Source organism: Robinsoniella sp. KNHs210 (assembly GCF_000686105.1).
Taxonomy (GTDB): Bacteria; Bacillota; Clostridia; order Lachnospirales; family Lachnospiraceae; genus Robinsoniella; species Robinsoniella peoriensis.
Genome location: NZ_JMLZ01000001.1, coordinates 1220007 through 1233000 on the forward strand (window position 1 = coordinate 1220007; position 12994 = coordinate 1233000).

Here is a 12994-nt window from a genome sequence, read left to right on the forward strand (position 1 = left end):
ACGAGATGAAACCAAAGGTTACGAATGATAATAGGAATAAGAAAAAAGTACAGCATGTATTTATCATCGGTTCGAAAGGGATTCCAGCAAAATATGGCGGATTTGAAACATTTGTAGAGAAGCTGACGAAGTTTAAAAAGTCAGATGAAGTAGAGTATCATGTTGCCTGTGCAGCAGAACCGGAAGATTACAATGCCCGGGAGGCCGAATTTTCTTATAATGGTACTGACTGTTATACCATTAAGTGGAAGAAGATAGGTCCGGCAAGAGCTATCTTATATGATGCGGATGCCTTGCGATGGGCGCTCCGCTACGTAAAAAAGCACCACGTCAGGCAGCCTGTTTTCTACATATTGGCATGCAGGATCGGAATATTTATCAGGCATTATAAAAAGAAGATAGAAGAAATAGGCGGACTTTTATATATTAATCCCGATGGTCATGAATTTCTGCGTAAAAAGTGGAGTCCAATTGTCAGAAGATATTGGAAATATTCGGAATCCCGTATGGTGAAGTATGCGGATCTTTTAATTTGTGACAGTAAAAATATCGAAAGTTATATCCGTTCGGAATACAGAGTTTACAGCCCCAATACCACTTATATTGCCTATGGTGCCGAAACCGGTAAATCTGTAATTTCCGACACAGATGAAAAGCTGGTTCACTGGTATCAGGATAAAAAATTAAGACCAAAAGAGTATTATCTGGTGGTTGGAAGGTTTGTTCCTGAGAATAATTATGAAATCATGATTCGGGAGTTCATGAAGTCCGGGACAACAAAAGATTTCGCTCTAATAACGAATGTCAGCGAAAAATTTCTGGAGGAATTAAAGCAGAAAACAGGATTTGCAAAAGATCCCAGAATTAAATTCGCAGGCACAATGTATGATTCTGAAATCTTAAAGAAAATACGTGAAGATGCGTATGGATATTTTCACGGTCATGAAGTAGGAGGAACGAATCCAAGTCTGCTGGAAGCCCTCAGTGCAACGGATCTGAATCTTCTGCTGGACGTGGGATTTAACCGGGAAGTGGGAGAGGACGGCGCATTGTACTGGAATAAAAAGGACGGAAATCTTGCGCGTTTAATTAATGAGGCAGATCAAATGTCACCTGCTCAGATTGCTGACATGGGAAAAACGGCAAAAAAGAGAATATCAGACTGGTACAACTGGGGATATATTGTAGATCAATATGAGAAACTGTTCCTTGGAAAAAATGAGAGGAGATAACACGAATATGAAAATATTGCTGGTTAACAAATTTCATTATATTAAGGGAGGATCGGAAACGTATTATTTTGGACTGGGTGAACTGCTCAAAGAAAAAGGTCATGAGGTTATTTATTTTTCCATGAAAGATGACCGGAATTTCCCTTGCGGGCAGGAAGGGTATTTTACTGAACATGTGGATTTTAACGGCAAAATGGACAAGGTCCGCATGCTTCAAACCGGAATGAAAATATTATATTCCAGAGAGGCAAAAAAGAAAATCAGTGCTCTGATTCAAAAAGAGAAGCCGGATGTGGTTCACCTGAATCTGTTTCAAAGGCAGCTGACCCATTCAATAATTGATGCTGTGACAAAATATCATATCCCCATCGTCTATACCGCCCATGACCTGAATTGTATCTGCCCCAATTACATGATGCTGACCCACGGAAATATCTGTGAAGCATGCAAAAGCGGACATTATGGTGCATGTTTCCGTAATCAGTGCGTAAAGGATTCCAGCGTGAAAAGTCTCTTGTCTGCAGCAGAAGCGTACCTTTATAAATGGAAAAAGACGTATCAGAAAATTGATCTGTTTATAACACCCTCTGCTTTTTATAAACGCAAGATCGAAGAAGCTGCCATTACCACTTCCCCGGTCATACATATGAAAAATTTCCTTCCTGCCAAAAGCGTATACCAGGCTGTGCAGGAAAATGACTCTTATTTTCTCTATTTCGGAAGGCTTAGCAAAGAAAAAGGAATCATGACAATGTTAAAAGCTTATCAGGAATCCGGTCTGGAAAATCCGCTGTATCTTGCCGGAAGCGGAGATTTAGAAGACGAAATTCAGGAGTATATCAGCTGTCATCAATTAAAAGAAAGAATCAGGCTGATGGGGTTTCTGTCAGGGGAGGTGCTGCAGCGTATCGTACAGAGAGCAAAATGCATCGTTCTTCCTTCGGAATGGTATGAAAATGGTCCATATACCATTATGGAAGCAATGGCACAGGGGAAACCGGTAATTGTCAGCAGCAACGGCGGTCTGCCGGAAATTGTAGAGAATGGGCAAACCGGATACATTGCCAGACCCAAAGACACTGCAAGTCTGGCGGAATGTATGAAGAAGATGGCAGGGCTTTCCCGGGAAGAGTACCGGATCATGGGTGAAAAAGCAGTGGCGAATGCAAAGAGAGATTTCGATGCAGACCAGTATCTGAAGAAATTGGTACAGTACTACGAGCAGGTAAGGAGATCATATGGCAAAAATAGGAGTAGTAACATTACATAAATCCATTAACTATGGTGGAGCTCTTCAGGCCGTGGCGCTGAATGAACATTTAAAAAAGCAGGGGCATGAGGTGGTTTTTTTGAATTATCAGAAATCATGGCCGATATATAACAGTCCGGTCAGATACCGGAAACTGCGGATACATTACTATGGCAATCATGGAGTTGTGACAAAATTCCGGATTTTAGCCGGAATGGGTAAGACTGCATTAAGCAATGTTTTTTATTTCAGACGGAAGAGGAAGCATGATGGCTTTCAAGATTTTGTCCATAAATATTTAGTGGTAACACCTTATTACCACTCTTACCGGGAGTTAAAAGACAATTATCCGGACTGTGATTATTATATCACTGGCAGCGATCAGGTATGGAACAATTATTATACCATGGACAAGTTTGACAAAGGTTATTTTTTAAGCTTTGTTGCGGAAAGCCACAAAAAAATAGCATACGGAGCCAGTATTGGCGGGGCAAGAGACGACACCTATATTAAAAAAATCATATCATTGACGAAAGATTTTAAGGCGGTATCGGTAAGGGAAAAAAGCCTGGAGGAACAGATGCACAGGCTGGGTGCCGCTCAGGTTGTTACCGTACTGGATCCCACATTACTGTTAACAAAAGAACAATGGCTGGGATTTATAAAACCGTCTGATATAAAGGAACCCTATATCCTGATGTATGGGTTGGAATATTCACAGGAACTGGACCGGGCAGTTGAATATTTGAGAGAAAAATACGGTTATAGTATTGTGGATATTTTTCCAGGGGTTACCAGATTAAAAAATATTAAATATGTGGATAAGTATTGTTCTCCGGAGGAATTTCTCAGATATATCAAAAATGCCAGTTATATCGTGACCAACTCGTTTCACGGAACGGTATTTTCCATTATATTTGAAAAACGGTTTTTAACCATTCCAAGAGTTCATCAGGAAAGTCGTATGTACGATCTGTTAGATTCGCTGAAACTTTCGAACAATCTGTGGGATATGCGAAAAGAAACGTATACTTTTGATAAAGACGGAATTGATTACCTGGCTGTAAAAAATAGATTAAAGGAATTGCAGAAGTTGTCTTTTCAATTTTTAGAGGGGGCACTCAATGCTTAGTTTAAAAAATACGACAGGACAAAACATAAAAACAGATGCCTGGAGTTTTTTTACAGTCTGTTGGATGCTTACTTTGCTGTCTTCTTCCATCGGAAGATATATGAATTACAGCTATGCGATGACTCTGATTGCTTTTATTGTTTATATCATCAGAAGCCGCCAGATCAATTTTAACTATATTAATATTCTCTGGGGAATATTAATTGGAATTTTTCCGCTTTTCAATTATCTGATACATACCCCGGACTTTTTACTTATTGATATTCTTGGGTATGTTGTTTCCCTGTCAGGCATATTTGCAGTTAACGAACCGGCAAGAAGGTTTGACGGCATTATTTTATATATGAAACTCCGGGCGTTGATTGAAGCTTTTTTTGTGATACTGCAGCAATTTGTTTATCCGGTGTATGTTAAATTTGCCTGGCGTATTCTTGGAACATGGAATTATGATGCCGGGGGAATGGCACTGAGTATTTCGCTGTCAGCGTACATCATTGTTTTTGGGATAGGTGCATTTTTATTCTGCAAAAATGGAAAGAACTCTGTTGGTTATATGCTGTCTGTTATTTTTTGTTTTACTGCACTTGTGTTCACGGACAAAAGAACCATCATGTTAATTGCACTTGTATTATGTATGTTAGTTTATTTTATCAATTGTAATCAGAAGACAAGAATGCGACGTATTCTATTATTACCGATTTTAGTGATTTTCCTTGCAGGATTTAGTATTTGGTTTTACAGAGCATATGGAAATGAAAATGCAATTGGCAGAATTATTGAAACTCTGGTCAATTTTTCGGAGCAAAAAGATATATCAAACAGCCGGAACGATATTCACGCTGTTGCGTGGAAATTGTGGGGAGAATCTGCATATACAAAGTTGTTTGGGATAGGATGGGGAGAGTTTAAGCAGAACTTTAACTTATTTAAAAATACATCTCAGGTGCACAATATATACTTACAATTACTTTGTGAGACAGGAATTACCGGCGTAGTTTGTTTTGTATCGGTTCAGTTAATCTGTCTGTTCTCTTCTGTGCATCTGTTCATACGATTTTTTAGGGAGAACAGCAGCAGAAGAGATCTGATCGGATTTTCAATTACAGGCCAGTTCGTTTTTGGGGTATATGGATTTACCGGAAATCCACTGTACGACAGCACCTGTTACCTGATGTACTTTATGATGATCACAATTTTAATCGTAGTCAGGCGAAGCTACAGACTGGAGAGAAGACAGCAATGAAAATGGAAAGAACAAAAAATTTTGTCAGAAGTACTTTTTACGGGGTTATTAATACACTTGTTATGATGCTGCTTCCTTTTGTAATCCGAACGGTAATGCTTTATATTCTGGGCGAAGAATATATTGGGTTAAATAGCCTGTTTACTTCTATTTTTAGTGTTTTAAACTTTGCGGAATTAGGATTTGGCGGAGCCATTGTCTATTATATGTACAAACCGATTGCTTCCGGTGATGAAGACACGATTTGTTCGTTATTAAATCTGTTCCGCAAATTTTATTATATTGTTGGCGCAGCGATGCTGCTGCTGGGAATAGCGATTATGCCATTTATGGAACACCTGATTCATGGTGCCTGGCCCCGGGATATTAATATATACGTTTTGTATCTGGTATTCCTCTTTAATGCGGTTTTCGGCTATTTTTTCTGGGGATATAAAGCATGTTTACTGGCTGCACATCAAAGAAATGATGTGTCAAGTAAAATATCTCTATTTGTATACGTGGGGATATATCTGGTGCAGGCAGCTGTTTTGATTTTATTTAAGAATTATTACATCTATGTAATATTAACGCCTGTTTGTACTATTTTGATAAATGTAATCACAGCGGTTGCCGTCAGAAAAATGTATCCGCGGTATTTTTGCAGGGGAAAGGTATCGGCTGATATCAGGTCGGGGATGAAACAGAAGCTTTTAGGATTAATTTGTTATCGTTTAGGCGGTACTGCTTTGGTTTCGGTAGATAATATAGTGATTTCCAGTTTTTTGGGACTTCTGATTCTGGGTAAATTCAACAATTATTATTATATCCTGTTTGCAGTAGGAAGTATGCTGACCATATTTCATAATTCATTGACTGCAGGCGTGGGAAACAGCCTGGAAACAGAGTCTTTGCAAAAGAATTACCAGGATTATAAAATGTTGATCTTTATTAATCACTGGCTGTGCGGATGGTGTGCCATCTGCCTGCTCTGTCTGTATCAGAGTTTTATGTGGTTATGGGTGGGACAAGACCGGCTGTTTGGAATGGATACGGTGATTTTATGCGTTTTGTATTTCTATATCAGCTATGTCAGGAAGATTGTAACAGTATACAGAGATGCGGCAGGTGTCTGGTATGAAGATCGGTTCAGACCCCTGGTTACCGTAATTTTGAATTTGATTTTAGATGTTGTACTGGTAAATATATTTGGAATCAATGGGATTTTATTTTCCACAATCTTCATATCCCTGTTTATATCATATCCATGGGAGCTGAAGGTATTTTACAACATTGTTTTAAAAAGAAATTCCATGGAGTACTATTGGGATTTATTGAAACAGCTGCTTATAACTGTGACAGCTGCCCTGTGTACTTACTTACTATGCCAATTGATTTCTACCCCGGGATCTGTAGTTTCATTCTTAGGGCAGGCGGGAATATGTCTGATCATACCAAATTTGCTGTATGTGATTGTATTCCGTAACAGACCGGAGTTTGGCAGAGTGACCGCTATTATGAAGAGAAAGCCATGGAAAAGACAGAAAGAGGAAGAAGAATATGAACATTGAACATATCTGGAAATGGACGGATAACCCGGTGATGGATTGGTCCGGAATTCCTTATGGTTTATTCGAAGCTATGAGAAAGCAGTCGGAAGCAGTCACAGACAGCGCTTACTGCCTGAAGAACAGGAGCAGGGAGCGGATTTTCCTGTCCCGTGCTGCGAACAAACTTTTAAGACATTCAGATTACCGGTTAGATGATATTGCCTGGGGAGAAAAATGCCTGAATGAAAACCTGAAGGTTATTCCCCAAAACCGTTATTTTATGTATCGGGAATATGATACGAAAGTAACTGAAAATACATATATCTATATCGATTTATCAGATGATTACCTTTACCGGCTGTACCAGGCGCAAAGCCCGATTTTAAAATATACTGCAATGCCGCCGAACACTTCCGCCGAAGTCATGAAAGTGAGAAGGGATAAGGCAGTGGAGTTCTATAAAAAATGTAAAGGGATTTTTACTATGGGACAATGGCTTGTGGACGACCTGGTCAGCAACACGGGAGTAGATCCGGGGAAAGTCCATGCAATCGGCGGGGGATGCAATGTGGATATTTCCAGCATTGACCGCTCAAGAAAGCAGTCCAATAAGATCTTATTTGTAGGAAAAGAATTCCAGCGAAAAGGCGGAGAAGTGGTACTTGAGGCATTTCGGATATTAAAAAAGGAAAAGATGCCGGATGCAGAACTTTATATAGCAGGTCCTGAAACGTGGCCTTTGCCGGGAGAAATACCCGACGGAGTGAAGTATCTTGGATTGATGAGGCCTGAAAAGCTGGCGGAATATTATAATCTTTGTGATATTTTTGTTATGCCATCACGGTCAGAACCTTTTGGTATCGTTTTCGCAGAAGCATTGATCTTTGGGCTTCCCTGCATAGCCCGAAATGCATTTTCTATGAAAGAAATTATTACAGAGGGGAAAAACGGGTATCTCATTGATGAAGAGAACCCCCTGGATCTGGCTGGTAAAATGCACCGGCTGTTAAACAATGCAGAAATCAAAAATTACGTGACCAGTCATCAGGAGGAGTACATAAAGAAATATTCCTGGGATACCATTGCCGGGATTGTATTAGAAACCATTGAAAACGACAGGTGATCAGCAGACAGGAAAATATCAAAAAGAATAATACAATAGAAGAAGTACAAATCTGAAAATTACTGAAATACGGAGGAACCGGTTATGAGAATTACCGTCATTGGGACAGGGTATGTGGGACTGGTAACAGGGGCATGTCTGTCTGAAATGGGAAATGAAGTAGTATGCGTGGATACCAATGCAGTTAAAATTAAAAACCTGCAAAATGGAACCATTCCAATATATGAACCTGGATTAGAAGAAATTGTAGTCCGGAATTTAGAACTGGGGCACCTTAGTTTTACAACATCGTTGCAGGAAGCAATTCAAAAATCTAAAATCTGTTTTATTGCAGTTGGAACACCTATGGGTGAAGATGGAAGTGCAGATTTGCAATACGTGCTTTCCGTGGCGGCATCCATTGGAAAATATATGGAGAACCACGTCTTTGTTATAGATAAATCTACAGTTCCGGTGGGAACGGCAGGAAAGGTACGGAAAAAAATCCAGGAAGAATTGGATAAACGATGTCTGGAAATGACATTTGATGTAATCTCCAATCCTGAATTTTTAAAAGAAGGTAATGCCATAGCAGATACCATGCGCCCGGACAGAATCGTTATAGGTGCAGATAATGAACATGCCTTTTCCATGATGAAAGAACTTTACAAGCATTATGTACTGAACACCAATAATTTTATCTGTATGGATATTGCCAGTGCAGAGATGACGAAATATGCAGCCAATTCCATGCTGGCGGCTAAAATAAGCTTTATGAACGAAATGGCTAATATCTGTGAACTGGTGGGTGCGGATGTGAATCATGTCAGGCTTGGGATCGGCAGTGATTCCAGGATCGGCTACAGTTTCATTTATCCCGGCTGCGGCTATGGCGGCTCCTGTTTTCCAAAGGATGTGCAGGCATTGATCCGCACAGCAGAAGAGTCCGGATATCAGGCATCCCTTTTAAAATCGGTAGAAGAGGTCAATTTTATGCAGAAAAAAGTCCTGGTACAGAAAGTGGCAGATTATTTTGGTGAAGATCTGAGTGATAAATGTTTTGGTGTATGGGGGCTGTCTTTTAAACCGGAGACAGATGATATGCGGGAAGCGGCATCCATTACCATTATTTCGGAACTGACAAAAAGAGGTGCGAAGATTAAGGCTTATGATCCAAAGGCGGAAAACGAAGCCCGAACCTGTTATCTGAAAAATAACTCCCATGTGGAATATGTGAAAAGCAAATACTCTGCACTAGTGGATGTGGATGCCATGCTGCTGATAACCGAGTGGAAAGAATTCCGCTCACCTGATTTTCAGGAGATGCTGAAGAGAATGAAAACTCCGGTTATTTTCGATGGCAGAAATCAGTATGAGAAGAAAGCGGTGGAAGAGCTTGGATTTACATATTATCAGATTGGGGTGGGGAAAAATTGATTTCATTTCTGTGGATTAAAGGAGCTATGGATTATGGAACAGTGTCTTTTTAGTATTATAATTCCGTGCTATAACGTGAGCGCCTATTTAAATGTATGCCTGGACAGTATTATCGAAAATCGATTCCGTAATTATGAAATAATATTGGTTAACGATGGATCGGATGATGACACTTCTGCTATATGTAAAGATTACGCGACAAGAGACAGGAGAATTATATATATAGAAAAAGAAAACGGTGGTGTCTCATCAGCACGAAATAAAGGCTTGGACCAAGCCAGGGGAAAATACATTTTATTTGCAGATCCTGATGACGAAATAGATAAAGATGCACTTAAGATATTATCATCCTTAATTGAACAAAAGGAGTCAGACCTTGTCTCATTTGGATATTATGCTGTATTTCCAGATGGGATAACAGAAAGTGTATTGCCAAAAGATAAGTATGAATACAATTCCAATAAATTGATAATGAAAAATTATTTTCCACGGTTAATTGGAATATCAAAACTAAGTATCAGCAGGTGGAATGGTAAAGGAGACATTGATCCGAAAAGAGAAAAAGGTATGGTCTGGAAGCATTTATTTCGAAAGGATATTATTGACAGACATCATATTCGTTTTGATGAAAAAATTATTCTGAATGAAGATTCAATGTTTATCTGTGAGTTTTGCATCCATGCCCGTTCCATGTGTTCTATTCATAAAGAGCTCTATTATTACTATATCAGAAATAGCGGTGCGCTTCTGAGAACTTTACAGGGAAGTAATTTACTGCAAAACAAAATAGCTCTGTCAGAAGCGAGAGAACGGATCCGGTCTGAGGTTATGGCTGAGATGTGCGTAGATATATTTGAATTATATTCCGGATCTAATGTTTTATCTATTATAGAATTGATGAATAATATTACAGAAAAAGAAAAGATAAAGAAGTCATATTATCTTTTAAATAAATATTTATCATTGCCATGTGTGGAAGAGGCAATTAAAAATCTGACAGTGCATGGTGGAGGATACAAATTAAAAATTATATTGATTTTATTGAAATGCAATATGAGTTTAGGAGTACTTTTCATCATTTATCTGTTAAAAAAAGTTGGAATTAACATTAATAAGTTTTATTGAAAGAAGGATAAAAATTGAAGAACAGAATTTTAGTAACAGGAGGAGCAGGATTTTTAGGTTCTCATTTATGTGAACGTCTGGTAAATGAGGGGCATGAAGTAATCTGTGTAGATAATTTATTTACAGGAAGCAAAAGAAATATAGAGCATCTGTTTGATAAGAAGAATTTTGAATTTTTACGTCATGATATTGTGAATCCCCTGTATGCAGAGGTAGATATGATTTACAACCTGGCATGTCCTGCCAGTCCGATTCACTATCAGTATAATCCGATAAAAACAACCAAAGCAAGTGTACTGGGTGCCATGAATATGCTGGGACTGGCAAAAAGAGTACATGCAAGAATACTGCAGGCAAGTACCAGTGAGGTATATGGCGATCCGGAGATTCATCCACAGCCGGAAAGCTACCGGGGCTGTGTGAATACCATCGGAATCCGTTCCTGCTATGATGAGGGAAAACGTGTGGCGGAAACGTTATTTTTTGACTATCACAGACAGCATAACGTAGATATAAAGGTTATGAGAATCTTTAATACATATGGACCCAGGATGCATCCTAATGATGGAAGAGTCGTATCAAATTTTATAGTTCAGGCGCTGAAAGATGAGGATATCACCATTTATGGAGATGGAAGCCAGACAAGAAGTTTCTGCTATGCAGATGATTTAATTGAAGGAATGGTGAGGCTTATGAATTCCCACGAAGGATTTACGGGTCCTGTAAATATCGGGAATCCGGGTGAATTTACGATTAAAAGCCTTGCGGAACTTGTGATTGAACTGACTGGAAGTAAATCGAAACTGGTATTTCACCCACTGCCTTCCGATGATCCGATGCAGAGAAAACCAGTGATTGAACTGGCGAGAAAAGAACTGGGATGGGAACCGGGTATCTGCTTAAGAGAAGGACTGGAAAAAACGATCCAATATTTTTCGGATTTGTCATGGAGGTAAAACAGATATGCAAACAATTCCTAAGATACTGCATTACTGCTGGTTTGGTAAAGGAGAAAAAAGTAAGTTAATACAATTTTGCATAAGTACCTGGGAAAAAATGCTCCCGGAATACCAAATCATAGAGTGGAATGAAAACAATTTTGAGATACACCTTGCACCTGCGTATGTAAAGCAGGCTTATGAATGCAATAAATACGCTTTTGTGAGCGATTATGTAAGAGTTCAGGTGTTGTGTAATTATGGCGGTATCTATCTGGATACGGATGTTGAAGTAGTAAAATCCCTCAATGATATTTTAGATAATGAAACTTTTGTATCCGGATTTGTGACAGAAACTTTGTTAACGGCAGCATTCATTGCATCGGTTCCGCACCATCCATTTTTAGCAGAGTTTTTAAGAACTTATCATACCCGCAATTTTCAGTCAGAGGATGGAACGATGGACATAACACCCATCAATGATCATTTGACTATGCTGGCAAAGAAGTATGGTTTACAGATCAATGATACCTTACAGATTATACATTCCGATATGAAGATTTATCCGGTTGAGTATTTTACTGGTTATGACATGGATAATTCACATATCAGGAAAACTGAAAATACATATATGATTCATCACATGATGGGGACCTGGCTTGAAAAAAAATTATCGGATACGATCAAAATGGCATTAAAGAAAATGCTTCTGAAAATAATGGGACATGATAGATTCGACAGGTGGAATAACGGACGTAAAAGGAGATAAACCCAGATGAGAATCTTATACTATTCTTTTTCCTGTGAACCCAATGCAGGGAGTGATGAGGGGCTTGGATGGCTCTGGCCATTTTATATGAGAACTGACCATGAGGTATATGTGGTGACACGAAAAGACAGGGAACCACAGATTGAAAGATACTTATCAGAGCATAACATAACCAATATGCATTTCTTCTATTGTGATATACCGAATTGGATGAATTTCTATTATAAAACAGGAAAAGGGTTTCTGGTATACCAGAAATTATGGCAGTATCCGGCATATAGTATGATAAAAAAGCTGCATAAGATATATCAGTTTGATCTTATTCATCATGTTTCTACCAGCGATTTTCGTTTAATAGGATTTCTGTACAAGATAAATACCCGCTATCTGCTGGGACCTATCGGCGGTGCACAGCAAACGCCGAAGCCGCTTAAATATTATACCAGGCATAACAGGGCAGAAGAAGATATTCGATCATTGATTAATAAAATAACGATTCGCAATCCCAGATACAAAAGAGCCATTAATAAAGCAGATTCTATTTTTTTTACCAACAGGGAAACGTATGATTTTTTGCTGCCGCATATTAAAAATAAGCAAAAATGCTATTTGCTTCTGGATGTGGCAATTGAAAAAGAAAAGGTTCTAATGACTGATAGAATAGCAGGATTATCGAATCAGCCAGAAAAAATAATGACCTTTATATGGTCAGGCCGTATGGTGTTCCGAAAAGGTCTTTCGCTATTAATAGATGCCTTATCGATTGTGGATTCTGAGTTGAAGTATCAGGTGATTTTGTGCGGTGATGGCCCGGAGTCAGACTATTTAAAAGAATCCTGTAATAAAAAGAATTTAAATAAAAAAGTGATTTTTACTGGAAAATTATCATATGAAAACATGCAAAAGTATTACGATAAAGCAGATCTTTTTATATTTCCAAGTCTCAGGGAAACTACAGGAACTGTATTAGTAGAAGCTTTTTCTCATGGATTACCGGTAATTACATTAAATCAAGGTGGGGCGGCTCTGATGGTTACCGACCAGGAAGGATTTTTAATATCTGGGAATAGCCGTGAAGAATACATAATGAAGCTTGCAGAAATAATGGAAGAATGTATTAGAAAGCCGGAACTGGTAAGGGAAAAGGGATTAGCAGCGTATAAGAAAGTACTTGATAATTATACATGGGATAAAAAGATATCATTTATGAATGAAATCTATAAAAAACAATAAAGATA

11 protein-coding genes are annotated in these 12994 nt (G+C 38.6%); all 11 read left to right on the forward strand.

What is annotated here, in order from left to right; genetic code table 11:
* Nucleotides 1-5: 5 nt before the first annotated feature.
* The 11 genes from cps2T (at nt 6) to CD03_RS0104735 (ending at nt 12989) form a co-directional block, all read left to right on the forward strand.
* Nucleotides 6-1232 (forward strand): beta 1-4 rhamnosyltransferase Cps2T, encoded by a 1227-nt coding sequence (cps2T, locus tag CD03_RS0104685; RefSeq protein WP_044288905.1) that lies wholly within the window; start codon nt 6-8, stop codon nt 1230-1232.
* Between the two features lie 7 nt (nt 1233-1239).
* Nucleotides 1240-2502: a glycosyltransferase gene (locus tag CD03_RS32415; protein ID WP_044288906.1), complete on the forward strand. Its 1263-nt coding sequence runs from the start codon at nt 1240-1242 to the stop codon at nt 2500-2502.
* On the forward strand, nt 2471-3613 hold the full coding sequence (locus CD03_RS0104695; protein WP_027292638.1) for a polysaccharide pyruvyl transferase family protein: 1143 nt from the start codon (nt 2471-2473) through the stop codon (nt 3611-3613). The genes CD03_RS32415 and CD03_RS0104695 overlap by 32 nt, the downstream gene beginning before the upstream one ends.
* The gene (locus tag CD03_RS0104700; RefSeq protein ID WP_027292639.1) at nt 3606-4856 is read left to right on the forward strand and encodes an O-antigen ligase family protein; all 1251 of its coding nucleotides are present in this window, start codon (nt 3606-3608) and stop codon (nt 4854-4856) included. The genes CD03_RS0104695 and CD03_RS0104700 overlap by 8 nt, the downstream gene beginning before the upstream one ends.
* A 2-nt stretch (nt 4857-4858) precedes the next feature.
* Nucleotides 4859-6406 carry a lipopolysaccharide biosynthesis protein gene (locus CD03_RS0104705; RefSeq protein WP_156042779.1) on the forward strand — a complete coding sequence of 516 codons (1548 nt, stop codon included), beginning with the start codon at nt 4859-4861 and terminating at the stop codon, nt 6404-6406.
* Complete coding sequence (locus CD03_RS32420; protein ID WP_052377667.1) at nt 6396-7508, forward strand: glycosyltransferase family 4 protein; 1113 nt, start codon at nt 6396-6398, stop codon at nt 7506-7508. The genes CD03_RS0104705 and CD03_RS32420 overlap by 11 nt, the downstream gene beginning before the upstream one ends.
* Nucleotides 7509-7592: 84 nt before the next feature.
* The gene (locus CD03_RS0104715; RefSeq protein WP_027292641.1) at nt 7593-8924 is read left to right on the forward strand and encodes a UDP-glucose dehydrogenase family protein; all 1332 of its coding nucleotides are present in this window, start codon (nt 7593-7595) and stop codon (nt 8922-8924) included.
* Nucleotides 8925-8957: 33 nt separating this feature from the next.
* Entirely contained in the window at nt 8958-10049 is a 1092-nt protein-coding gene (locus tag CD03_RS35785; RefSeq protein ID WP_027292642.1) for a glycosyltransferase, read from the forward strand.
* 14 nt (nt 10050-10063) lie between these two features.
* Nucleotides 10064-11005 (forward strand): UDP-glucuronic acid decarboxylase family protein, encoded by a 942-nt coding sequence (locus CD03_RS0104725; protein WP_027292643.1) that lies wholly within the window; start codon nt 10064-10066, stop codon nt 11003-11005.
* A gap of 7 nt (nt 11006-11012) precedes the next feature.
* On the forward strand, nt 11013-11756 hold the full coding sequence (locus tag CD03_RS0104730) for a glycosyltransferase family 32 protein (protein ID WP_027292644.1): 744 nt from the start codon (nt 11013-11015) through the stop codon (nt 11754-11756).
* Between the two features lie 6 nt (nt 11757-11762).
* Nucleotides 11763-12989 (forward strand): glycosyltransferase family 4 protein, encoded by a 1227-nt coding sequence (locus CD03_RS0104735; protein ID WP_027292645.1) that lies wholly within the window; start codon nt 11763-11765, stop codon nt 12987-12989.
* The last annotated feature ends 5 nt before the right edge of the window (nt 12990-12994 follow it).